The sequence below is a fragment of the uncultured Salinicola sp. genome (assembly GCF_937921195.1).
In the GTDB taxonomy this organism is placed as follows: Bacteria; Pseudomonadota; Gammaproteobacteria; order Pseudomonadales; family Halomonadaceae; genus Salinicola.
This window is the reverse complement of record NZ_CALFQK010000098.1, coordinates 54,979-76,799: the sequence shown is the minus strand read 5'-3', so window position 1 is coordinate 76,799 and position 21,821 is coordinate 54,979. Positions and strand designations below refer to the sequence as shown.

Annotated in this window: 27 protein-coding genes; 26 read left to right on the top strand and 1 reads right to left on the bottom strand. The window is 62.0% G+C overall.

The window, feature by feature from the left end:
- Positions 1 to 65 precede the first annotated feature (65 nt).
- From Q0602_RS09120 to Q0602_RS09030, 19 genes are all read left to right on the top strand, one after another.
- The gene (locus tag Q0602_RS09120) at positions 66 to 2,645 is read left to right on the top strand and encodes a hypothetical protein (RefSeq protein WP_298841899.1); all 2,580 of its coding nucleotides are present in this window, start codon (positions 66 to 68) and stop codon (positions 2,643 to 2,645) included.
- A 19-nt stretch (positions 2,646 to 2,664) separates the two neighbouring features.
- Positions 2,665 to 3,003: a hypothetical protein gene (locus Q0602_RS09115; protein WP_298841896.1), complete on the top strand. Its 339-nt coding sequence runs from the start codon at positions 2,665 to 2,667 to the stop codon at positions 3,001 to 3,003.
- A gap of 109 nt (positions 3,004 to 3,112) precedes the next feature.
- Positions 3,113 to 3,577, top strand: a complete 465-nt coding sequence (locus Q0602_RS09110; RefSeq protein WP_298841894.1) for a hypothetical protein — start codon at positions 3,113 to 3,115, stop codon at positions 3,575 to 3,577.
- Positions 3,574 to 4,812 carry a hypothetical protein gene (locus Q0602_RS09105; protein ID WP_298841892.1) on the top strand — a complete coding sequence of 413 codons (1,239 nt, stop codon included), beginning with the start codon at positions 3,574 to 3,576 and terminating at the stop codon, positions 4,810 to 4,812. Before Q0602_RS09110 ends, Q0602_RS09105 begins: the two co-directional genes overlap by 4 nt.
- Positions 4,813 to 4,846: 34 nt before the next feature.
- On the top strand, positions 4,847 to 5,581 hold the full coding sequence (locus tag Q0602_RS09100) for a hypothetical protein (protein ID WP_298841890.1): 735 nt from the start codon (positions 4,847 to 4,849) through the stop codon (positions 5,579 to 5,581).
- Positions 5,582 to 5,643: 62 nt separating this feature from the next.
- Positions 5,644 to 6,003: a hypothetical protein gene (locus tag Q0602_RS09095; RefSeq protein ID WP_298841888.1), complete on the top strand. Its 360-nt coding sequence runs from the start codon at positions 5,644 to 5,646 to the stop codon at positions 6,001 to 6,003.
- Between the two features lie 42 nt (positions 6,004 to 6,045).
- Complete coding sequence (locus Q0602_RS09090) at positions 6,046 to 7,551, top strand: hypothetical protein (protein WP_298841886.1); 1,506 nt, start codon at positions 6,046 to 6,048, stop codon at positions 7,549 to 7,551.
- Positions 7,548 to 8,855: a replication-associated recombination protein A gene (locus Q0602_RS09085; protein ID WP_298841883.1), complete on the top strand. Its 1,308-nt coding sequence runs from the start codon at positions 7,548 to 7,550 to the stop codon at positions 8,853 to 8,855. Before Q0602_RS09090 ends, Q0602_RS09085 begins: the two co-directional genes overlap by 4 nt.
- Positions 8,852 to 9,211, top strand: coding sequence for a hypothetical protein (locus Q0602_RS09080; protein WP_298841881.1), 360 nt, complete (start codon positions 8,852 to 8,854; stop codon positions 9,209 to 9,211). Before Q0602_RS09085 ends, Q0602_RS09080 begins: the two co-directional genes overlap by 4 nt.
- A 43-nt stretch (positions 9,212 to 9,254) precedes the next feature.
- Entirely contained in the window at positions 9,255 to 9,905 is a 651-nt protein-coding gene (locus Q0602_RS09075; protein ID WP_298841879.1) for a hypothetical protein, read from the top strand.
- Positions 9,906 to 10,132: 227 nt separating this feature from the next.
- Entirely contained in the window at positions 10,133 to 12,028 is a 1,896-nt protein-coding gene (locus tag Q0602_RS09070) for a hypothetical protein (RefSeq protein WP_298841876.1), read from the top strand.
- The gene (locus tag Q0602_RS09065) at positions 12,025 to 12,465 is read left to right on the top strand and encodes a hypothetical protein (protein WP_298841874.1); all 441 of its coding nucleotides are present in this window, start codon (positions 12,025 to 12,027) and stop codon (positions 12,463 to 12,465) included. The genes Q0602_RS09070 and Q0602_RS09065 overlap by 4 nt, the downstream gene beginning before the upstream one ends.
- On the top strand, positions 12,462 to 12,896 hold the full coding sequence (locus tag Q0602_RS09060) for a hypothetical protein (protein ID WP_298841872.1): 435 nt from the start codon (positions 12,462 to 12,464) through the stop codon (positions 12,894 to 12,896). Before Q0602_RS09065 ends, Q0602_RS09060 begins: the two co-directional genes overlap by 4 nt.
- 115 nt (positions 12,897 to 13,011) lie before the next feature.
- Positions 13,012 to 13,269, top strand: coding sequence for a hypothetical protein (locus tag Q0602_RS09055; RefSeq protein WP_298841869.1), 258 nt, complete (start codon positions 13,012 to 13,014; stop codon positions 13,267 to 13,269).
- On the top strand, positions 13,266 to 13,565 hold the full coding sequence (locus tag Q0602_RS09050; protein ID WP_298841866.1) for a hypothetical protein: 300 nt from the start codon (positions 13,266 to 13,268) through the stop codon (positions 13,563 to 13,565). Before Q0602_RS09055 ends, Q0602_RS09050 begins: the two co-directional genes overlap by 4 nt.
- Before the next feature lie 201 nt (positions 13,566 to 13,766).
- Positions 13,767 to 14,489 (top strand): GNAT family N-acetyltransferase, encoded by a 723-nt coding sequence (locus Q0602_RS09045; protein WP_298841864.1) that lies wholly within the window; start codon positions 13,767 to 13,769, stop codon positions 14,487 to 14,489.
- Between the two features lie 66 nt (positions 14,490 to 14,555).
- On the top strand, positions 14,556 to 15,242 hold the full coding sequence (locus Q0602_RS09040; RefSeq protein ID WP_298841861.1) for a hypothetical protein: 687 nt from the start codon (positions 14,556 to 14,558) through the stop codon (positions 15,240 to 15,242).
- An 82-nt stretch (positions 15,243 to 15,324) separates the two neighbouring features.
- Positions 15,325 to 16,269 carry a hypothetical protein gene (locus Q0602_RS09035; RefSeq protein WP_298841858.1) on the top strand — a complete coding sequence of 315 codons (945 nt, stop codon included), beginning with the start codon at positions 15,325 to 15,327 and terminating at the stop codon, positions 16,267 to 16,269.
- Positions 16,270 to 16,382: 113 nt separating this feature from the next.
- On the top strand, positions 16,383 to 17,006 hold the full coding sequence (locus Q0602_RS09030) for a hypothetical protein (protein ID WP_298841801.1): 624 nt from the start codon (positions 16,383 to 16,385) through the stop codon (positions 17,004 to 17,006).
- 3 nt (positions 17,007 to 17,009) lie between these two features.
- Here Q0602_RS09030 and Q0602_RS09025 read toward each other — a convergent pair whose 3' ends face one another.
- Entirely contained in the window at positions 17,010 to 17,597 is a 588-nt protein-coding gene (locus Q0602_RS09025; protein WP_298841798.1) for a hypothetical protein, read from the bottom strand.
- A 54-nt stretch (positions 17,598 to 17,651) separates the two neighbouring features.
- Between Q0602_RS09025 and Q0602_RS09020 the strand changes: the two genes are divergently transcribed.
- The 7 genes from Q0602_RS09020 (at position 17,652) to Q0602_RS08990 (ending at position 21,696) form a co-directional block, all read left to right on the top strand.
- Complete coding sequence (locus tag Q0602_RS09020) at positions 17,652 to 18,605, top strand: hypothetical protein (protein WP_298841795.1); 954 nt, start codon at positions 17,652 to 17,654, stop codon at positions 18,603 to 18,605.
- Positions 18,602 to 19,108: a hypothetical protein gene (locus Q0602_RS09015; RefSeq protein WP_298841792.1), complete on the top strand. Its 507-nt coding sequence runs from the start codon at positions 18,602 to 18,604 to the stop codon at positions 19,106 to 19,108. The genes Q0602_RS09020 and Q0602_RS09015 overlap by 4 nt, the downstream gene beginning before the upstream one ends.
- Positions 19,109 to 19,134: 26 nt before the next feature.
- Positions 19,135 to 19,407: a hypothetical protein gene (locus tag Q0602_RS09010; protein ID WP_298841787.1), complete on the top strand. Its 273-nt coding sequence runs from the start codon at positions 19,135 to 19,137 to the stop codon at positions 19,405 to 19,407.
- The gene (locus tag Q0602_RS09005) at positions 19,404 to 19,904 is read left to right on the top strand and encodes a hypothetical protein (RefSeq protein WP_298841784.1); all 501 of its coding nucleotides are present in this window, start codon (positions 19,404 to 19,406) and stop codon (positions 19,902 to 19,904) included. Before Q0602_RS09010 ends, Q0602_RS09005 begins: the two co-directional genes overlap by 4 nt.
- A gap of 63 nt (positions 19,905 to 19,967) precedes the next feature.
- Positions 19,968 to 20,207 carry a ribbon-helix-helix protein, CopG family gene (locus Q0602_RS09000; protein WP_298841781.1) on the top strand — a complete coding sequence of 80 codons (240 nt, stop codon included), beginning with the start codon at positions 19,968 to 19,970 and terminating at the stop codon, positions 20,205 to 20,207.
- A 20-nt stretch (positions 20,208 to 20,227) separates the two neighbouring features.
- Positions 20,228 to 20,665 (top strand): MucR family transcriptional regulator, encoded by a 438-nt coding sequence (locus tag Q0602_RS08995; RefSeq protein WP_298841778.1) that lies wholly within the window; start codon positions 20,228 to 20,230, stop codon positions 20,663 to 20,665.
- 89 nt (positions 20,666 to 20,754) lie between these two features.
- A complete protein-coding gene (locus tag Q0602_RS08990; RefSeq protein ID WP_298841775.1) occupies positions 20,755 to 21,696 on the top strand; it encodes a serine hydrolase in 942 nt (313 codons plus the stop codon).
- The last annotated feature ends 125 nt before the right edge of the window (positions 21,697 to 21,821 follow it).

Below are 21,821 nucleotides of genomic sequence, written 5' to 3'. Positions count from 1 at the left end.
TGACACAGGATACCCGATGACCCTAAGCCTATCCTGAAAATCGATCAGGAAGACAGGGAAACATCGTGAAGCGAGCAATCATCGCCGCGGGGCTGCTGGCCAGCGTCTCAACACCGACCATCCTCCACGCGCAGGATTCCGACGTCCTCGTCATGCGGCGGGCGATCGCGACCCCGGAAGGAAGCACCAGCATCCAGCCGAGTCCGGACTACAGCCGGGTCCCGCTCGTCCTCAGGGACAACGGCGAGAACACCTACGCCCTCAAGGGCAACATCGGTCTCGAGGTCGAGACGAACGGATGCCTCCTCACCAGCGGCGTCATCAGCACCGATGCGGAACTGTGTGTCGATGGACAGGGTCCGTCGGTGGGCGACATCATCAACTTCCCGGCCGAAATGGATCCCGACCTGCGGACCTACTACGTCGCGCGGAGCACCTATTCCGAATACCTTCCCCACTTCTCGGACCAGCAGATCGAACAGTTGTGCACCGGGACGATAGGGATATCGGGCGAGACCTATCAGGGGAGCTGCGATCCCGCCGCCGTCGTCAACACCTATGCATGGGTGGCGAACGGGCTGGAGGATCCGTCCAGACGCTCGAGCAGCTTCCCCGGCGACATGAATCCCACGGCCGACACCGATGCGATCAACCTCTACGTGAACAACATCCGGTGCAAGCTGAACAGCACCGGAGAGATCGTCGACAACTCCAACTGTTCCGGCCTAGGGAAGAGCCCCGCCAACACCATCGTCGAGGTCGCGGCCGTGATGGGTCCGGAATTCAGGTCGGCCTACCTCACTTCCGCAGACGTCCTCGCCGCTGCTCCGGACATATCGCAGAGCGCCGCGAACGCCGTCTGCGGGAAGACGGTGCGCGTCGCCGGCAACAACTGGACGATCGACTGCGGGACCCCGAAGGATCCCTCCAACTACCAGCGGGTGGCGGACAAGCTCCTCGATCCCTACAGCAACTACAGCAGCATCGAGCCGTCCATGCGCTACGTCAACGCGTCGGCGGACAGGGGGCTCCTCACGCTCTCCGTGAACGGTCTTCGCTGCATGGACTACACCAGCGGCTCCCCGGAGCAGGGTGACTACCAGGACTGCATCCATCTCAGCGAAGGCCCCAGCCAATACGACCACGTCACCTTCCCGGCCACCTATGTGGACGGAATGAAGGCCGTCTATCTCGAACGGACGGATCTCGAGGCCGCACTCCCCCATGGAGGAAGAGCGGGCTTCTCCTCATACAACGCCTACACACCGGCCGAGCTGTGCGACCCCGCGTTCGATGGTTTCAGGATCAAGATCGGAGGGACGAACGGGCTCGAGGACTGGACGGTATTCTGCGGGCCGCCGGAGGATCCCGCCGACTATGCGCGGAAGGTCAACCTGGCGCTCGATCCGGCCGTCTTCTATCCGAGTGGGCAATACCATGTCAGGGAGACGAACTCGGACTTCAACGGGACCTCCTATGCCTTCAGCGTCAAGTCCACCACATGCGTGAACACCGTGACCGGCGAACCCGGAGGAAACAAGTGCGATCATCTCCAGGAGGGCCCGAGCGTCTACGATCTCGTGTCGATCCCGGCCGCTTATGTCCCACAGCTTCGTGAGATATACGTCCAGAGGGCCGATCTCTCGAGCGCTCTGGGAGACGGAGCAGGCAGAGCGTCCTACTACGACAGTAATTCGTTCTACAAGGACGTCGACCAGATCTGCACCGAAGGTCTCGCTCGCATCAAGGTCGGACCCGATTCGGACCGTCAGGAGTGGACCATGTTCTGCGGGGATCCGGTCGATCCGGCCAACTTCAAGGTGCAGGCCCAGGTTCTGAACGACCCGTTCGATGCATACGACTACAGCGACCGGAGCAACCGGGAGACGAACTCCGATCCCAACGCGACCGAATACCGTTTCTCGGTATACAGGCGAAGCTGCACGGACACCTCCACCGGCGAGACCTTCGACGCCACGCGCTGCGACTATCTCGACGGCGGTCTCAACGACTACGACATCGTGTCCATGCCGGCATCGTTCGTCCCGGAGTTGCGCGAGGTCTACATCGACAGGACGGTGCTCGAGGAGACATACCCCGCGCTCACCTCGATCGACGACGGCAGGGGCGCGGGCACTTCCATCGACAACATCTGCAACGGTAACGAGAGATCGTTCTGGGTGGCAGGCAACAGCTGGACCATGTTCTGCGGGGAGCCGGATGACCCCGCCAGATACGCGGACATGCCCTTCAGTCTCGTCGATCCGAAGAACCGGTATCCGAACACGGAGTTCCGCGCCCTCAACGAGGACCTGTCCGACGGCCTCTACAGGTTCGGGGTCTACGCCACGCGCTGCTTCGACATCACGGACGGATCCTACGCCGGCACCACCAAGTGCCGTTACCTTACGCAGAACAAGGCGGAGCAATACGACATCGTCGCAATCCCTGTGGAATACGACATCGACAACAAGGAGATCCTGGTCACCAGGGCTGCGCTCGAAGAGGCGATGCCCTACGGAGCGGGGGCCAGCTATTACGCCGGGAACTACAAGGACGTCGATGACATCTGCAATGGCGAACTCAGGAATCTCAGGGCCGGACCGGTCGCTACCGACACGTGGAAGATGGTCTGCGTCAACTGACGAGAAAGGAAAAAATGACATGAAGAAGATCCTCATCCTGCTTCCTCTCGGCCTCGTTCTCAGTGCCTGCGGCAGCGAACCCGACGAAGAGACGGCAGCCGAAGCCCCCAAGGGGAACTTCACGATCAGCTCCCCGGTCGAGTTCTCGGAGGATCCGGCCGTCAAGCAGGAACAGCAGGAAGGCCTGGTCAAGAGCATGCTCGAGGATCCCGGCATCCCACTCGAGGTCATCGAGGGCGAGGCAGCACGTCGGGGAGTGACCCTTACCGACGAACAGCGTGCCGCCAAACGGGCCCAGAAGCCCCCGCAAGAGCAGCAGGATCCCGGATCCCCGCCGGAAGGACAGCCAGCGGACTGATCCTAGACCGATCCACCCACGAAAGCCATTCGGCCCGCCTCCCGCAAAGGAAGGCGGGCCGAATGCGTACGGGGACCGCAATCGAAGACGCAACATCAGGATTGAACCCATGATCGACAAGCACATACTGCGCCGCCGCGAATGGCGGCGATTCCTGAAGGACCTACCGACGAGATCCGGGCGTTCCGTCTTCTTCGCACTGGCCGCCGCGGCTCTCAGTCTGCCCATGAGCTTCGTATCCTGGACACAGGAGCCGAGCGAACGGGACGTCCACGATGCATCCCGCAGCCTTCTGGTCCTCATGCGCGGAGCTGAAGCCTACCCCAAGATGACCGAGAGTGAGCGCGCCATGCTCATCGACAAGGGCCGTATCCTACTGGACGAGACCTTCCTGAGCGATGGTTTCGTCATGCAGGGCAACCATCTCACACGGCGCATATCCGCAGACGACGGCTGCAAGATACTCACCAATCTCCACCCGGCTATCCAACAGGGCCCCATAACCGAAGGAAGCGGTGTGAGCTGCGACCCGGCCACCGGCATGGCGGCGGTCGAGATGAGGAGCAGAAAATGAGCACCATGACCAGATTCCTCGACTTCCTTCTCACCGGCTGCTCCCTCGCGGTCGCGGGATCTAGTGCCGTGGAATTCGTGACAGGCTTCGGATACGGAGGAAACGGCTTCCTCGTCCAGGCAGGACTGGCTGCCGTCATCGGCGCGTCCTCCGTCTTCGCGTGGGATTCCACAGGGTCATGGGCGAAGGGCATAACCTCGCTGCCGCGGGAGATCATGGACAGGATGCGTTCGAGGCCCTTTGCGAGAAGCCTCACGGAGTCACTACCGGGCATACTATCCCTCACGAGTCCGCAGACCTCCGCCCACCCGGCACTGATCGACCCGAAGGACGGGAGCAGACGGAAACTGAAGACGGTCTTCGATCGCCAGGGCACGTTCCACTTCAACGAGACGATACGGCATGAGGGAAAGACCATCGAGGTCGCGCATGATCACGATGGAAGCATCCGTGTCTCCGTCAAGATCGATCGGGGCGACGAAAAGGAGATATGCGAGTCCCTGGACAGGCGGGAAAGACTGATGTTCGCAAGAGCACTGGAGGAGACGAGGATCGCCGCGTTCGCCGATCTCCTGAGGTGCGAAGCGCACATCGATTCCATATCCGTGCATATCGGTCTCAGACTTCCCGAAGCAAGCACCAGTTCCGGCACATACGCCTTGGAGGACGATCCGGAGGGCTTGAAGTATATCCTGCTGAGAAGTTCGTCCGATGACGACACCCGCGATCAGGTCTCGACCAGCTGGATCATGCACCCGAGGATCGGCTACCTGATGATAAGTCACGAGATCATCGATGAAACGCTGGAGAACAGGCGTGATCATCTGCTTCTCGCCGCCTTCGACGAGACGGTCGAGCCGATATCCAGCATGCCGGTCATCACAGGGAATCCGGTGGCGGCCAAGGAGATATCGATCGCACGGAAGCTGATCGCACGCTATCCCCGCATGAAGGATGCCAGCGGAACGCCCATCGCCCCGCTGGTCGAAGAACACCTGCCGAGACTCCTTCGCGTCCATGCCGAGGCTATCGAGAGCGCCACCGCCACCGATGAAATCGACGAGGCCAAGCTCAAGAGCATCCAAGGTGATTTCGACGAAGGGCTCGCCGTCATAACCCGGGCCATTCTCGAAGGACTCGAGGCTGAGCAGAAGAAGACCCGGGATGACCTCTCGGTCGAGATACGCTTCCTCGAGGCAAGACATCCTTTTCCCGGTGTCCTCACGGCAGCCTGAGACCTCATCCACACGGACGAATACGGAACAAGACATGACACCCATCGAAGAACTCCGCAGGGACCACGAGAACGCCCTAGCGCTCGCCGACAGGGAGCCTTCTGACCTCGGGCATTCCAATCCCGGCAGGCTCTCTCGTCAGGCGCGGGAGAGAAGCGAAGCGATCACCTATGCGAAGGATCTAAGGCGCGCCATCGACATCGCCGAGAGACTGGACTTCGCCGACATCCCATGGACCAGGAGCGGGCGCCAGATCCACTTCCTCCTGAAGGACGGGACCACGATCGAGGTAAAGGGAGATGCCGGGGATGCCCAGCGACTCGACAGGCAGTTCGAGGCCATGGAGAACCATACCGGCGACGAACAGCGCAACGCCCTCCTCGTCGCGGAGATCACGCCTGATGCATCACGGGACCTGAAGTGGATCAGGGACCGTATGGAAGGCGTGAGCGCACCGAAGTTCCGCAAGGTCTTCCTCGTCGAAGCGGGTCTTCTGGAGGATCATCCCGAAGGCCTGGAGATGACGGAACTCGCACACGGACACGAGATGCTGAAGGCATGGGACGGTGAATTCGGGCCATGGTTCACAGCCACCGGTCTCGGCACCGCATGGATATACGCCTGCTATCTCGCCGAGAACATCCCGATGACGAACAAGGCGAAGGGAGGCCCTCGGCCGAACATAGAGCTCGATGCCATCCTCGTTCATCACGAAGAGGCATTGGAAGACCTTCCCGACGACCTGCGCGCGCTCGCAAATCGAGGATGACGCCGGAATACAGGCGCGAAAGACACCGACACACAGAGCAATCGCATCAGGAGAACGAGTACATGGAAACCAGGATCATCGACGAGGCCTTCATGAGGGGGGTCGAGGCACAGAAGGAGATCCATGATCTTCCGGTTCCGGAAGGCACGAATCCCTCCGCACTCGACAAGATCATCATGATCCTGCCCTTTGTCTCTTTCATCTTCCTGCCCTTCGTCGTTCTCGACGTGACGGATCGGAGCTGGATCTACTTCGGACTTGCCATGATACCCGGCATGGTCGGCATATTCCTCGTCATGTACTGGCTCAGCAGGAAGATCAGCGACCAGAACCTCGCCATCGAAGAACGTGACCAGGCCCATCTCGCAAGAGCGCGTGAGGAGGCAAGGCGTATGCTCGTCGACGGGGCAGGCATAGACTGAATGGGGAAGGAAAACCCTTCGTCACGACATCGGGAGAACGACATGAGCAGGATGACCATCCAGAGTAAGGCCGATGCCGTCCATGCAAGATCCTGGTCCGTCTCGCATCATGTCGAGATCGACGACCCCGACCCCACGCGCAACGCAGGCCGCGGAATCAGGGACGACATCGTCACCATCCTGGGTGCCGCGCTCGAGATGAAGAACACGAACGGCACAAGACCTTCCGCACACATCGGATGCAAGGACGGATCGACTACCGTCGCACGTCTCGTCATCGCGCTCGACGGTCAAGGAAGCGGTGACCCGCGCCTGGCTGATTCCTATATCGAGATCGTCGAGGGAATCCACGTCCATGTCGCACCAGACGGCACCGCCACGCTCCTACGCATGAACCGGACCGGAGAAGGGGGCGCAGAAGTCACGGACGAAAATCTCTTCGTCAAACCGGACGGGGTCGGAGGATGGGAGATCGGACGCTGGGTCGTGACCACACAGGCCGAACGCAAGGATATCGCAAGGCACCTCTCACGACACATCAAGAAGACAGTCATGGGCAGCGAGCACGGGCGGTTCTGCCGGGTCGACTGGGACAAGGTCGTGAACTGTGCCGGGGCTGAGGCCGGATGCAGGATCAGTTTCCAGGAGGACCTCTGCCGCAGCGCATACGGAAAGGGATGCGACATCCTGGTGTCCGGATTCATGCGCAATGCGCTCGGTGAGGAGGCCTTCTTGAAGGACTTGGAGGATCGCTGCTCCGGAGTGGTAGAGAACCAGATCAGGCATCTCGCCACCCTCGCCGCCATCGATGAGGCATCGGACCGTGCCCGAGCCGCATTCGCAAGACACGGCATAAGCATCAGGGTCCGGATCGAGGAGAAGAAGGACCTGAGCAGTCCAATCCCCATGGTGACTCATTATGGCTCGCTCGTGAGCGCATACGTCCTGAACCATGATGCCGGCAAGGGTCTCCAAGGGCACGACAGAACGCTTGCGCTCATAGAGGACCTGATCGCCCGGATGGAAAGCAATCCAGGCCAGATGAAGGATAAATTCCAGCACCTCTCGCCCGAATCGGTCAAGAGCGGAAGCACATCGGCAAACACCTATCTCATGAACATCCTTCGCCATCTCTCGGACGATCCCGTGACGGCGCTCCGCAGGATCATCGCGCACAAGGAGAGGAAGTGGACGGCCGAGGACTTCAGCGATCTCTTCGGGAGGCCCGTCGATCTCGAACTCAGCGTCCGCTTCAACAGCGGCCGATTGTTGTGCGAGGGATACCTCGGCAACGGGGTGTCGATCAAGAACACCGCGATAGTCATGCGCAGTCTCAATCTTCCGGAGACGACTCTCATCGCCCTGAAGCAGAAGGCCACCAGCATGAAGATGAAAGACGTCGTAGACCATCCCTGCCTGCCGGACAGCCTCATCGAGCGGATGGATCTCAATCCGTCTTCGAGCGGAGACACCATCGTCCTCTGGCCGGTCGCGTCCTCTCAGGAGAACGTGGTCCTCGGAACAACGGAGGAGCGCAAGGCCGCATGAACGACCTCTTCTCCTCAGCCCCCTCCTCCGGAGCGACCAAGCCGCTCGCCGAGCGCATGCGGCCCGCGACGATCGACGACGTGATCGGACAGGAACACCTCACCGGACCCGAAGGACCGATCGGACGGATGGTCGCGGCACGGCGTCTGCAGAGCATAATCCTGTGGGGACCACCCGGGACGGGCAAGACATCACTCGCCAGACTGCTCGCCGATCTCATCGGTCTGCGCTTCGTCCCGATCTCGGCGGTCACGACCAACGCCAAGGAGATGAAGGCGATATTCGCCGAGGCCGAGATGCATGCCGGCACGGGCCGGGGCACCTGCCTCTTCGTCGACGAGATCCATCGTCTGAACAAGGCCCAGCAGGACCAGTTCCTCGGCCCCATGGAGGCCGGTCACGTCACTCTCGTCGGATGCACGACAGAGCACGTCGCCTACGAGCTCAACGACGCTCTCCTCAGCCGGGCCAAGGTGCTGAAGCTGAAGGCGCTCGATGCCGACGCGCTCCGCAGGATAATGACCCGGGTGGAGGATTCTATCGGACGCCTCGCGATCGACGATGACGCACGACAGGCCGTCATCGATGGTGCCAACGGCGATGCACGGCACATGGTCAATCAGCTCGAAGCGATCCACGACGCCTCCCCGGACAGCCCCCTGACGGTCGAAGATCTGCCATCCGTGCTCGGAGTGGGGCTGTGGCGCAGCGATTCCGACCGCGACCATCACTACGACCGCGTCTCCGCCTTCCAGAAGTCGATCAGGGGAAGCGATCCCGATGCGGCGCTCTACTGGTTCGCGCAGATGCTCGAGGCGGGCGAGGACATGAGGTTCATCCTGCGTCGTCTCACGATCATGGCCAGCGAGGAGGTCGCAATGGCCGATCCCATGGCCCTCCTGGTGTGCGCCGCGGCGAGGCAGACCTACGAGACGATCGGTTCGCCCGAAGGCGAATACGCCGTCGCCCAGGCCATCGTCCATGTGGCTACGGCGCCCAAGTCGAATGCGGTCTACAAGGCGTATCATGCCGCCCGTGCACTCGCCCGGGAGACGGGGGACGTCTATCCACCGGAACGGATCATAAACCATCCTACCGCCCGTCTGGCGAAGGAGCGGGGCTACCGCTACGATCACGACTTCGAGGGAGCCTTCTCAGGGCAGAGCTTCTGGCCCGACTCCGTGGGTCGCCGACAGGTCTACAACCCCAACGAACGTGGATTCGAAGCGCAGATCGCCAGGAGACTGGAACACTGGGGAAGCAGGCGCGACCCGCACCCGACACCGGAGGACAGCAAGAGATGAAGGAGCAGGAGATGGAAAAGACGGTGCATGTCGGAGGTCTTCCCTATCCGGCCCGTGAAGACGACAAAGGGCGTCTGAGGTTCGTAAAGGACCCCGATCATCCACTGGTCAAGCGGATGATGCCGATCTTCGGGGGCACGGGCAGCGAGGATCCCAACACCATCGGCCTGGAATACGGGCGGGGCGAGCACTCGCTGCGTGACTATGCCGAGATGAACATCGCCATGGGCTACTCGATCGACGGCTTCGAGGACCTCTCGAGTTTCGAGGAGATTGAGGTGCGCTGCGACGTGCCGCACCTCTGCCGTGCGGGTCGTCGCTTCGGGCCGGAGGACGAGATCCCGAAGGCCGGCTGACCGACTTGACGACATCAGGAACGAGAAAATCACAGGAGTGACCATGAACAAGGATCTCGAGAGCATCATGCGCGATGCCGGACTGGATGAAGACCAGATGCGATTCACCGGGAGCGCCATCAGCCACTGCGCGCATCAGCTCGCCCAACAGGGCAGGGTTCCTCTCCAGGCCATGATCCTCACCAACCCGCAGGACGGCAGCGAACCCGGCCTGATCATGCTCGCCTGCCCGCTTCTCGAGGACCAGGAGACGAAGAAGATGTTCATGGAGACGGTCCGATACATGGCCCATCAGGAACGGTCGGAGACAGTGGGCATCCTCATGGAGGCTTGGACCGCGCCAGAGATGTCGAACGAGAAGTTCGCGGAGATGATCGCCCAGCACGGGTCCATATCGAAGATGCCTGGTGCCGGCGAGGCCGCCTGCGTCATGGTCAACTCGGAGACCGAAGCCCATCAGGCCAGCATGACGATAGTGCGCGACGAGGAAGGGAACATCACCGACCTCTCGGACATCAGGATCGTCACGGCAAAGGAGGGGGACATGCGAGGAATGATGATGCATTCGCGCTATGCACCCGAGGAGATCGCCGATCCCGGCTTCGACCAGCGCATCGCCTTCATGGAGGCCTATCTCTCCGGAAGGATGACTGATCTCGAGCCCGTCGGAGAAGGGGGACCGACGAGACAGTAGGATCGCTCCGGCGATCCCCTCCCTGCCGCCTGTGAACGGGCCGCATGGAGGGGACCGTAAGGCACCCGGGCCGCGAAGAGCCCGTCGACCCCTCATGTGCACCCGCGCATGACGGCAAACCCTTCGCACCAATGTCGCATGACCTGACCATCCATATCCCTGGACGGCCGGCATCGCGGTAACGGGGTCAGCTGCACATCCAAGTCCGGCCGTCACGGGAAACCACAATGACCAAGACCAAGACCACACCCGTCCTCCTCGATCGTCTCGCAGGAGAACTCGCCAAGCACGGCGTCAGCCTGAAGCGCACGCACCTCCTGCAGGTGGCCGCCAGGGCCATGGGGTACGACAACACCCATGTCTTCACGGCCGACGACAAGGCAGGCGAACTCGCACCGCCCCCGGCGGACCGTCTCGGATACGAGGACGTCCCGGGTTACGGCATGATGGAGTTCTTCGGAGATCCCGAAGGCGGCATCTTCGCCGTCCAGAAGGACCGCATCGACGCCCTGAGCGGACGCGGCAACGACTGGATCCTCTCCCCGATGGGAGGCGTGCTCGACATCACCGGTCCGAGGATCGTCGCCCCGACCGCGCCCGCATCGGCAGGCGACACCGCGTTCTCCGTCATAACGGACGCCGGCATACGGCACATCGTCTCCACCGCCCAGTGCGACGAGGATTCGATCTGCCAGGCGCTGACCTTCACGCGGGAACACTTCGATACCGCCTTCTCCGACGGCAGCCCGATCGGCTCAGACATGCTCGGGCACATCGAGGAGGCCGAATTCCAGTGGAACGAGGAAGGCGACGCAGCCGCCTCGATGGAAGCGCTCCAGGAATACTGGAACTGCATCCATGACCGTTCCCATGACAATGGCGACGCCAAGGTCTCCTGCGGCAACTGCGACTGGACCGGGACCGAGGACGACTGCAACGAGATCGAACACCTCAGCGAGCGTGTGGGCGCTGGTGAAACCATGCCTGCGGGTGAGTGCCCGGAATGCGGCGCCCTCGCGCATCTCGTCCAGGGCGTCGCATTCCCCGAAGGGTCCATCCCGTCGCAGATCGCCGCAAGGGCACTCGCCATCCGCAACGACTATGACGCCGCCCTCTCGCGCGGCCATCGCCCCGACGATGCGATGGAGCAACTGGAGACCATCCTCAGACAGGCCGAGAAGGCCATACTGGAAGGCGACCCGAAGGCGGGCGAAGAGTCCATCGACGCATACGAGTCCATCCTCACGGTCCTGGGCAAAGATGCCAAGAGCATCGATCCCGAAACTCCGATCTATCTCACCAACGGATGCTGCGAGTTCCCGCACGAATATGGCTGGATGTTCGAGGGCACCGGTCTCGAGTGCGGAAGCTTCGACGACGATTTCTACCCGCTCACGGAACAGGAGTCGGCCTTCATAGCGGAGGATCTCGTCACTTCCTCGGATGGTCGCATGCACGCCCTGACCGGCTACAGCGCGCTCTATCGCGGACGCAAGCACATCATGCCCACGATCGAGCTCCCGGTCGGAGCGGAGCACGATGCACCGTCCAGCGAGGAGGTGCGCAGGACCGCCGAGGCATACGTGGCAGCGATCCTTCCCAAGGTGACAGCGCTCGAGGGCAACGTCCTCATTGACGCCGGTATCGACGACTGCGTGGTGATCCAGATCCTCGTGCCCTTCAGCAAGGTCATGGAGCTCGACAACCAGTGGTATCCGATGCTCGAATGGCTCATGGTCGACTCGCGTCTGCCCGATGTGGATGAAAGCGAGGAAAGGCGTCACGAGGGACGCGACTATGCAGTGACCGTCTCCTGGATCGGGGAAGGCGATGACGGGGACTACGATCCCATGCGGCCCCTCGATCATCCCCTGCTGCGCTTCGACGTGCAGCGCAATGTCGGCCTCGTCGACAACGAGTGGGAGGATCAGGATGACGGCAGCTACTGCACGCAGGTTCCCGCCTACGCCTCCCCGGATGTCCTCGGGGCCCTGCCGCGCTACTTGTCCCAGCGCCTCGACACCGAGGGTGGATCCCACCCCAAGCGTCTCATGGAGCAGCTCTCGTGGACCGGGATCGGCCATGTCGAGCGCTTCCTCGTCGCCGAGAGGAACACACGATGATGTCATCCGACCAGATCGTCAGGAACGACCCGGTCCTCAAGGAGGCCATGCGCAAGCATGGCCTCCAATGGTCCGACTTCGTCGAGCGCGAGGATCAGTCGTTCTACCTGGCCCGGACCTCTGCGACCAGTCCCCACATCGAGATCGACACCGAACAGGTGCAATGGAGCATGTCCGTGTCGTGGCGCGTCTCCGGCAAGGAGATACGCTACGACCTCGACGGGGAAGGCGGGATCATCACCGTGAAGGACACGCAGCTTCCCGCGACGACCCTCGCCGGACTATCCGGCAAACCGGCTTCGACCCTCATGGACATGCCCGGCTTCGACATGGTGGTCATCGATCAGGCCGTGCTCAGCAGTGCGTTCGCGGGGGACCCGCTCGATCTAAGGATGAGCGTCCTGAACATCGATCTGGCGAAGGAGCACGTCGCGTGAAACCCGAGGACCTCCCGCGCCAGCCGCTCATCCGCGCAGCCCTCGAGAAGGCCGGACTGAGCGTCGACGAGGTCCTGGCCGATGCCGACTGGATGAGGAGGCGCAATCCAGTCATGACCAGCGCTAGCCGGACCGATCTGCCGTTCATCCTCTTCGACGCGGACGGCGGCAAGGTCGACTGGGGCGCGAACGGGCTCGAGCTCACGTTCAGGAGAGCCCGGGGAGGATACTCGTTCTCCATGGCCATGCGAAGAGACAGGCTTCCCGACGCGGTGATGACCGGCATGGTAGGCAGACGCCTTTCCGAGGTGATAGAGGTGACCGGAGCCGAGAGCATGACCATCGCGCTAGTGAAGCGCAACGAGGATGATACCCATTACATCCTGGGACTGATACCCGACGAGGAAGGAAAAGAGGAACCCGACATCTGAGATTCCCACGAGGGAATGAACACGGAGCCGACACGACCCGGGCGAAAATGCCTGGAAGGATGATCGTCTCGTATCCACCGGCGCGAGAGCGCCCTGACATACGAAGGACGAACCCATGAACAAGGCTAGATTCGACTACGCTTCCCACGCCTACCCCTACATCGTCGCATGGGGCAGACGCATCGGGAGCAACTGGAACTACATCGACGTCGAGGTCTCGAATGCGAGACGCCGGAAGGCACCGAAGGACGCCTGGTCCTGCCACCGGGACGAGGAGATCAGGCTCGCCAGGGATCTCGGCCGCGACAACATGTTTCGCGGCTGGCTCGAGAGCGAGACCGGTCTGCCGATCGAGGAGATGATGAAGAGATGATGACAACGGCCACGAGGGGCCGGAACCGGCCCCTCGGACACCGACAGCGCTCCATTCTGCACGAAGCCGCATCCGAGGTCTCCAGGGCCTGCCCGTGGGTGCCCATCGACGGTGATCGCAGGACCGTAGAAAGCCTCGTCCGTCGCGGACTCCTCGGAGCCACCGATGACCTGTTCGGGATAACCGCAGAAGGATGCGTGGTCGTTTCGCGAGAGGACCACGAACTGGGCATGAGCGCCATCAGGGGACTGAAGCGCAACCGCGATCAGGGAGAAGTGCTGCCCTGGCAGATATGAGAGACTTTTTTTTCGATGCTCAGCCGGCCTGTCACGGTGGCTGCAAACCATTGAAAATCAAGGATGCCGCCATCGTTCTGTATACTATAAAGTATACTAACTCATTGTAATGCCGATATATTACTACGAATCCGGATGTGTTTCCACTTGCCTGCGGACCACGCTCTGGCCATCAACGGCCGGACACAGGAGACCACGAGAATGACGAACGACATCGGCTATATCGACAGCATCACCGACACGGACATCCTCCGGCGTGCCGAGAAGGGCCTTCCCCCCGGTTTCCATGACGGCGATCCCCTTCGCGAGGAGAAGGACGGTGTCATGGGCGACCGCATCACCATGATCGGCGAGTTCAGCGAGCGGGGCATCGAGATCAGGAAGGAAGTCGACAGGCTCGATGGCGAGGAGGAGTTCCTCGAGTGGGAAGAGAAGAACCGGAAGCAGGGATACGCCCTTCCCCAGGAGGTCGACCTCGACGTGACGGACTTCCAGTGGACCATCAGGGACGGTGGCAAGATCGTCTGCGCGGCCTGGGGGAGTCTGCTCGATTCCACGGGTATCGACGTGCACGACACCAGCGATCAGGTCATGGCGATCGACTGCAGCGAATTCAGCGACGCCGAGGCGATCCCGATGTGGCTCGATCTGGACGAGGGCCCGTGCTTCCTGCTCATGGACATCGTGACCGATCCGGAACACCGACGGAAGGGGCATGCCAAGCGTCTTCTACAGCGCGTCCGCAGCGACATCGAGGCTCTCGCACGCTCGCCGATCCTCCAATACGTCGTGATCACCGAGAACACCGTCCGCGACCACCGCGATGTCGATCCGGACAGACTGAGGAAGTCGGTCCGTGAATGGCTGCGCAGTGACGCGATGAAGGAGGTGCTCCCCAAGGGTGCCAACCTCTCCGTCGAATAATACCGAATGACAGCCTCTCATCCATAAAGTATCCTTTCGCGCATACACCGCCTGAAAGGATGCATCATGCCCGCCGGATCCAGCTTCAAGCTCAACCGAAATCCGCCCGTGACCCCGTCGGTCAAGCGGGATGGCGAGGGGCTGTATGTCAAGGTCGGAGGGACGAGGTATCGTCCGGGAGCGGTCGACGGCTACGATCACCGCTTCGACATGCGAGAGGGCGGAGTATCGGACGGAGACCGGATATACACCACCGAGAGGGGTCACAAGGGGCCGGAGACCGGCTACCAGAACGACGACAACATCCGCAAGATCTCGACGGCCGAAGGCGCCGTCTACTGGCACGCCGAAGGCGAGGCGAGGGACAAGGGCCTGCGTGACCATCCCGCCGACCCGGTCTTCACGAGGGAGGGCGTCCGACAGCCCTTCGTCGAGAGGGACGAGCAGGGTCTCAAGGTCCGGGCTCCGCACTACTCCCACGACAAGGAGAGAGGCCTAGGCATGATCCGCCCCGGTCAGCTCGACACCTACCGCATCGCGAAGAAGGACGAGCACCGGTTCCGTGAGGGAGAGGCGGTGAACACCTACTACGGCGCCACGCTGCTCGGTCGCAAGGGCTCGGCCCTCGAGATCATGTCGGATCGCGGAGAGAAGGCGAAGCTCAAGCACGAGAACGCGACGCCCATGATCGGACGGATCATCGATCGCGAACGCATGAACTCCCTTTCCCTAGCCTCGGGCTTCGGAAGGTGAGACACGGCGGGACACATAGGCACATCGATCCGTTCCATCCTACAAGGATGACCAGGTGCGGCCATCCGGCGAGGAACGAGACATGAAGAGGCATTACGGTTCAGCAGTCCCCATAGCCCTCGCGGAACCGGTCTTCACCGTCTTCCGCAGTGTTCCGGCAGGCCTCCAGGTCACCACCCCCGTCTGGTCCGAGAAGGCAGACGATCGCCATCTCATCATCGAGCTGTGCCTTTCGGGAATCACTCCGGGCCTCTACTCGGGCAGGACCGTCCGCTCCATGGACCTCACGCGTCAGGCTCGGATACGCGATCTCATCGCATCGGGTCTCGATGCATCCGGGGCCGAGCAGATGAGTCTCCAGGAGGCAAAGGAGAGCGAACCGGACTGGCGTGCCGAGATCAACCGGCGTCTAAGCATCGAGGACCGCGCGGACATGATCCGCCGGTGGTCCTATCAGCTCGTGGAGCAGCAGATCATCCTGCGCCAGCGCGCGGAGGAGGCCTTCCCTTCCGGGATCCCCGATCTCGAGATCGGTGACGACCGTCTCGAAGTCGGTCATGTCAGGCTCGACAGATGGACCGCGGCCCGGCTCTCCCGGCATCCCGACGGACTGGCCGGTGCGGTGCGCGAGGAGGTTCGACACGTTCTCCAGTCTCCGCATGCCACATGCGGATACGAGGATGCGGTCCTACGACGCAGCACCGAGGAGGGCATGAGGATCACACGGCTGGAGACCGTGGACACTGGCCCGCTGCTCGCCGTCCAGCGCAATGTCATCGAAGACGATGGTGTGCTGCTCACCTTCGATGGTCGCACCGTCTCCATATACGGTATCAAGGGTGGCATATCAGAAGCCTATATCCCGGTGGCGGGCGAGCGCCTCGGCGCCACGATCGATACCGGAGATGCCCTGCTCGATGGCAGGATCATCGAGACGGTGCGCACGGCGGGGCCCGGAGAAGGCGGAGCCGACATCACGATCGAGATAGAGATGGATGCGGTCACAGTCTCCGACATGATGGACTGACGGAAAATCGACAGCATAACGAGGCAAAGGCCCGGATCGGGCCCGGCTTCCATTCGACCCCGATTCCGGGATAGAATCAGGCGAAACACAGCAGGAAACGGAAAAGGACAGGGATGAAGATCGGACTGGACCTCGACAACGTCATCATCGACATCATGAGTTCTGCGCGGGCCGTGACGGCGAATGACCATTCGCTCACCATCGACGAGGTCATCGAGACGAACGTATACTGGGATCCGTTCACGCACGCCGATCCGGAGATCGCGCCGCGTCTCCGTCCGGTGCATTCTTTCTGGGACCGCCCGGACGTCCTCTTGACGGCCCCGTGTCTGCCGGGTGCCCTCGAGGCCGTCCTGCGTCTGCACGAAGCGGGACTCCTCGCATGCTACATCACGAGGCGGCCGCCCACCGTCGATGCACTCACTCTCCAATGGCTGAAGGAACACGCCTTCCCCGACGTGCCCGTCGTCCATGTAGGGCACAGCGACAAGACCCTGTACTTCGAGCGTTGCAAATCCTCCGCATGCCTGGAACACGGCGTCACGCACATGGTCGACGATCAGCCTCATGAAATAGAGACCCTCACCGCCGCCGGCATCTCGAGCATTCTCGTTGATGCACCCGTCGGACGCGACAAGAGGCGAGATTTCATGAGGGACAATCCCGCCATTCCGGTCGCGCGTGACATCACCCACGCGGTCGATATGCTGATGGACGGAATGGCAGAGGCCGCCTGAGGATCATTCCGCTCGCTGGAGGATCTCGAGGGACGCGACCCGGAATATCTCGCAGGCCCCGTCACCGGTATCGTCCCTCGACAGGGACGAGGCATAATACGTGCCGTCCGGAAACGTCAGGAGGACGAGTTCCCCCTCCATCCTGATCCGGTCTCCCGGTTCTATCGAGGCAAGCGCCCGGGTCACGCCCTCGTCCGCCGGAACCATATGCCAGTTACCCGAGTGACGCGTGAAATCGCCGACCCCCGGCCTTTCCATATCGGACGTCCTAGCGCGCCAATGATATCGTCTGTCCGACTGGGTCAGCTCGACCGCGGCTCTCGCCTCCTCGCTCGCGGCCGCACCCCAGGCAACCGCGAGGTCCAGCGGCGAAGCGCCGGAGAGCACGTCGTCCGGATCCAGAGGATATTCCCTGCGAGCCAGGACCACAACCTCGGCCGAGAATTCCGCCAGGGCGGTCATCCCCGCATCGATTCTCATGGGCTCGATGTTCACCTGTTGCGGCTCCGGAGGAAGCGGGACCTCGTCGTGTTCGGTGCATCCCGACAGGAATGCGACCATGAAGATCGTAAGGGCGGATAATCTCATCATGCCCGACTTCTAGGATGTCGGAGCGACCCTTCAAAGGGAGGAAAAGGAGCGATCATGCTTAACTACTCGACACATGCGATCGAGAGTCTCCTCGAAAAGCGTCCGCTCATGCGGGGCGCCAAGGACAAGGCCGGTCTCGATGACTTCGTGAATTCCGTCAGGGACGCGCACAAGTTCGAGATGCCCGACAGGGGGCGGATAATCTACGGCCTCGGAGACATGCCCGAGGGACTCGTCATGGGGAGACTGCCCTTTCCCGAGATCGCCCTGGAGATACCCTATTCCGAGGAGCCCGGTCGTGGAAAGGACACGATAGCGGCCACGCGCCGGCTCGTTCTCGCGCGGGAGATCGTGAGGATGACCTCCGACGAGGAGCCGCGCCCGGCCTCGTATCTCGAGAAGCCCACGCATGTCAGGATCGACGTCGCGTATCTCAACGACGAGGACGGAGAGTGGTATCTGCAGCCCGTCGGCGCACTCGTCGAGATGGGAGCCAGCACCGGACGGCCGCAGCACTCCTACGACCAGGACCCCTTCGCCGACAATCGATACAAGGGGGCCGCCTTCCCGCTGACGGCCTGTCCGACCCTTCCCATCACCGCCGAGACGGTCTTCTTCGAGAACGGCCCCGAATGGTATTCGCACATGGTCTCGAACGATGTCGGAAGCGAGGTCTGCATACTGGGTGAACTCCTGGCCGTTCTCGCCTGCGTGAACGTCACCATGGAAAGGCGCGAGGCTCCTCCCAAACTGGTCCGCAAGCGCATCAGGAACTCGCGCGAGCCCTTCTATGACGTCCATCTCCTGATCCTTGCGGGGAGGGCCGTATCGGAAGGCGGCGGAGTCCATGTCGAGGACGCAGACGGCTTCAAGGTCCGCGAGCACGTGCGGCGCGGACATATCCGACATCTCTCCGACGGACGCAGCGTATGGATCAACCATACGCTCGTCGCCGCAGGATCCAAGGCAGGGCGCCGAGACAAGGCCTACACGGTGGACGGACGATGACGGACCATCTTGGTGGACTGGATCTCCAGCGTGGCGACTTCATCGAGAACCCCGGAACGGATCCGGACTACGACGGCATCCTCGACGAGATCGGCGGAGAGGACAGGGACGAATCGGAAGGCGACATCAACGGGAGGTGGTTCGATCACGTCCTGAATCTCTTCCGGACCATGTCGGCTTCGGGATCCCTCACCGTCCATCGCAGGATATCGGTGGAAGACATCGACGCCTTCCTCGCCTCCATCGACACCAGACCACTGGGAAGCAGTTGGAGCTGGGACGAGGAATCCGCATCATGCGAATACCATCCGGAAGCCAATCACGATCATGAGGTGCTGCTGACCGCTCAGGCTCCATGCACCTCGATCCACTGGGAGGACAGTATGGTCCAGCACTTCGGGCATCCCCATGAGAGGGAAGTGGTCGTAGAGGGACCGGTCACGGAGCTCACCGTGATCGTCGAGGGCAGGAGAATCGCCCGACTGGATACGGCAACGGCCTGAACTCGGGAACGAGAATGGAAAAGCAGATGGATGACAAGGAATTCTACGATCGCTGTGCCGACGCCCTAGGCACGGAACACGAGTATCTTCCCTTCGCGCACCACGCGAGGACCCGCTGGAACAACCGCAGACCCGGCAGCGGACGGTTCCCCGGGTTCGGGATAATCCGCATCTTCGGCGACGAGATCCACATCGCCATCACTTCACCAATTCCGATCCATGAAAGGATAAAGGGCAGATCGGAGGCCATCGAACTGCTCAAGCGACGGATCAAGGAACCCAGGAGAAACGAGACATGAACGACGAACGGCACGACCCGGTGGTCTGCTACCTCCTGATGCGGACGGACCTGCCGAGCATGGGAAGGGGAAAGTCCCAGGCGCATGCGATGCACGCCGGAAACCATCTCACCCGGCGCCTCTGCGTTGCCCCTCTCACCAGTGGAGAAGAGATCGACGAGAGAGTGACGGAGTGGCATGATCAGGGGCCGGATTTCGGCACCACACTGTCGGTCGGCGGCGGCGACGGGATCGATCTCGACACTCTCCAGGCGGTAACGGAAGCGGCCCGTAGATGCGGCCATCTCTCAGGTCTCGTGGTCGACGCCTCCTACCCCTATCAGGTGGACGACGAGATCCACTCCCTCATCGACCCCCAGCGACACACGCTCCCACCCAGACGGGGCCGTCACGGCTGGACCTGCTTCAGGAAGGAGACGACCGCCGGATGGGTACTCGGTCGCAAGTCCGAGCTGGTCGTCGTCATGGGTCGCTTCGGATTGACACCCAACGACTGACCACCTCCGCTTGACGCCGCTCCGTGTCTCTCATATGGATGCCTCCTATAAGGAGACACCCACTTGCCTGATAGCAGAAGAACCCAGGAACGTAAGGTCCGGGTGCAGATGAACCTCCCACCGGCCTCCATGCAGCGTCTCGACGCGCTCGTGGAGAGGACCGAATCCTCGTCGTATTCCGAAGTGATGCGCAACGCTCTTAAGCTCTACGAGGCCGCTGTCGAGGAGATCGACGGCGGAGGAGGGATCTACGTGCTCAGGGACGGGGAATACCTCCCCGCACTCACGCTCCTCGGAAAGTGATCCCAATGGAAAGGAAAGCAATGAACGAAGCAATCTCCGGTCAGGGCGAAAGCGACCTGATCATCCACACCGCCGACATCGTCTCGGCATTCGTGTCGAACAACACGATCGAAGGGGATTCCATCACGGATCTGATCACCTCCGTCCACGGAGCCCTCGCGGGTCTGGGCGCCGCGGATCCGGTCAAGGAGAAACCCGAGCCCGCCGTATCGATACGCTCATCCATCAAGCCCGACTACATCGTGTGCCTGGAGGACGGTCAGAAGCTCAAGATGCTCAAGCGCTACCTGCGCACGAACTACGACATGAGCCCGGAGGAATATCGCGAGCGGTGGAACCTGCCGGCCGACTATCCGATGGTCGCACCCAACTATTCCGAGAAGCGCCGCCAGCTCGCCAAGGACATCGGCCTCGGTCGCAAGCCCGGCCAGAAGCGGGGTCGCCGCAAGGCGGACTGACGCGACCTCCACGTGAAATAAGATGCCCATCCTGCAAATCCATGCTAGGGTGGGCATCTTTCCGTAATAACATCCATAGGAGAAGACCGATGCGTGCATTCGGAATTCTGACGGGGATGCTGTCCCTGCTGGCCGCCAGTCCGGCCCTCGCCCAGACCCCTCCGCATCTCGCGGAACTCGAGACGCGCATCATCGGCACCGCGAACGAGAATCCGGGGGAATACGGCATCGCCGCTCTCGATCTCGCCACCGGGGAGGTGATCGGGGTCAACACCGACATGGCCTTCCCCATGGCCAGCACCATGAAGATCGCAGTGGCCGCCGCCTATCTCTCCGATGTCGATGCGGGCCGACGCTCGCTCGACGACGGCATCGCCGGAACGACGGCGCTCGCACTCATGGACAGGATGATGGTCAGGAGCGACAATCACGCCACCGATCTCCTGATCGCCCGTCTGGGCGGACCGGCTTCCGTGGATTCCTGGATCGACGGCACCGGGATCGAGGGGATACGCGTCGATCGCACGATCGCGCAGCTGCTCGCGGCCCGTCGCGACCTGTGGGAGGAGGAGGACACCTCGACGCCCCGGGCCATGCTGCAACTGCTACAGCGCCTGGACGAGGGAAGCCTCCTCTCTCCGGCGTCGAGATCCATCCTCTTCGACATGATGCGCAGGTGCTCCACCGGGAAGAATCGCATCAAGGGTCTGCTTCCTGTAGGAGCCGTCGTCGAGCACAAGACGGGCACGCTCAACGGCTATTCGAGCGATGTCGGATTCATGACGCTGCCGACCGGGCAGCGCGTGGCCGTCGCCTTCTTCGCCAGAGGCGGATCGAACAGGCCGGCCGTCATCGCGACCGCGGCGCGGGCGATATACGACGGATTCAGTGCTCCGACCGCGGACTGGAATGCCCGGTATGCGGATGGCAGCATAGCCACTCCCACCGAAGGCCGGGTCTATGCCAGCGCGACCTATCCAGCGCACGGATCGCCCACGGAATGGCAGTCCACCCCATCGACGGACAAATGACTTGACGCCGTCCCGGCTGCAGGACATATGCGACCTCATGACGATCCAGGCCATCCTCCTTTCGGAACGCGAACGCCAGGGCTGAGCCCGGTGTGCACCTGCACGCCGGTCGCCGGCGTGCGCAG

Bases quoted from the DNA above. Each gene is read 5' to 3' on its own strand.
- Q0602_RS09075 (WP_298841879.1), top strand. From the start codon at position 9,255: ATGAACAAGGATCTCGAGAGCATCATGCGCGATGCCGGACTGGATGAA.
- Q0602_RS09110 (WP_298841894.1), top strand. From the start codon at position 3,113: ATGATCGACAAGCACATACTGCGCCGCCGCGAATGGCGGCGATTCCTG.
- Q0602_RS09100 (WP_298841890.1), top strand. From the start codon at position 4,847: ATGACACCCATCGAAGAACTCCGCAGGGACCACGAGAACGCCCTAGCG.
- Q0602_RS09085 (WP_298841883.1), top strand. From the start codon at position 7,548: ATGAACGACCTCTTCTCCTCAGCCCCCTCCTCCGGAGCGACCAAGCCG.
- Q0602_RS09080 (WP_298841881.1), top strand. From the start codon at position 8,852: ATGAAGGAGCAGGAGATGGAAAAGACGGTGCATGTCGGAGGTCTTCCC.
- Q0602_RS09065 (WP_298841874.1), top strand. From the start codon at position 12,025: ATGATGTCATCCGACCAGATCGTCAGGAACGACCCGGTCCTCAAGGAG.
- Q0602_RS09005 (WP_298841784.1), top strand. From the start codon at position 19,404: ATGAACGACGAACGGCACGACCCGGTGGTCTGCTACCTCCTGATGCGG.
- Q0602_RS09070 (WP_298841876.1), top strand. From the start codon at position 10,133: ATGACCAAGACCAAGACCACACCCGTCCTCCTCGATCGTCTCGCAGGA.
- Q0602_RS08995 (WP_298841778.1), top strand. From the start codon at position 20,228: ATGAACGAAGCAATCTCCGGTCAGGGCGAAAGCGACCTGATCATCCAC.
- Q0602_RS08990 (WP_298841775.1), top strand. From the start codon at position 20,755: ATGCGTGCATTCGGAATTCTGACGGGGATGCTGTCCCTGCTGGCCGCC.
- Q0602_RS09040 (WP_298841861.1), top strand. From the start codon at position 14,556: ATGCCCGCCGGATCCAGCTTCAAGCTCAACCGAAATCCGCCCGTGACC.
- Q0602_RS09115 (WP_298841896.1), top strand. From the start codon at position 2,665: ATGAAGAAGATCCTCATCCTGCTTCCTCTCGGCCTCGTTCTCAGTGCC.
- Q0602_RS09105 (WP_298841892.1), top strand. From the start codon at position 3,574: ATGAGCACCATGACCAGATTCCTCGACTTCCTTCTCACCGGCTGCTCC.
- Q0602_RS09010 (WP_298841787.1), top strand. From the start codon at position 19,135: ATGGATGACAAGGAATTCTACGATCGCTGTGCCGACGCCCTAGGCACG.
- Q0602_RS09025 (WP_298841798.1), bottom strand. From the start codon at position 17,597: ATGATGAGATTATCCGCCCTTACGATCTTCATGGTCGCATTCCTGTCG.
- Q0602_RS09095 (WP_298841888.1), top strand. From the start codon at position 5,644: ATGGAAACCAGGATCATCGACGAGGCCTTCATGAGGGGGGTCGAGGCA.
- Q0602_RS09020 (WP_298841795.1), top strand. From the start codon at position 17,652: ATGCTTAACTACTCGACACATGCGATCGAGAGTCTCCTCGAAAAGCGT.
- Q0602_RS09055 (WP_298841869.1), top strand. From the start codon at position 13,012: ATGAACAAGGCTAGATTCGACTACGCTTCCCACGCCTACCCCTACATC.
- Q0602_RS09050 (WP_298841866.1), top strand. From the start codon at position 13,266: ATGATGACAACGGCCACGAGGGGCCGGAACCGGCCCCTCGGACACCGA.
- Q0602_RS09045 (WP_298841864.1), top strand. From the start codon at position 13,767: ATGACGAACGACATCGGCTATATCGACAGCATCACCGACACGGACATC.
- Q0602_RS09035 (WP_298841858.1), top strand. From the start codon at position 15,325: ATGAAGAGGCATTACGGTTCAGCAGTCCCCATAGCCCTCGCGGAACCG.
- Q0602_RS09090 (WP_298841886.1), top strand. From the start codon at position 6,046: ATGAGCAGGATGACCATCCAGAGTAAGGCCGATGCCGTCCATGCAAGA.
- Q0602_RS09030 (WP_298841801.1), top strand. From the start codon at position 16,383: ATGAAGATCGGACTGGACCTCGACAACGTCATCATCGACATCATGAGT.
- Q0602_RS09015 (WP_298841792.1), top strand. From the start codon at position 18,602: ATGACGGACCATCTTGGTGGACTGGATCTCCAGCGTGGCGACTTCATC.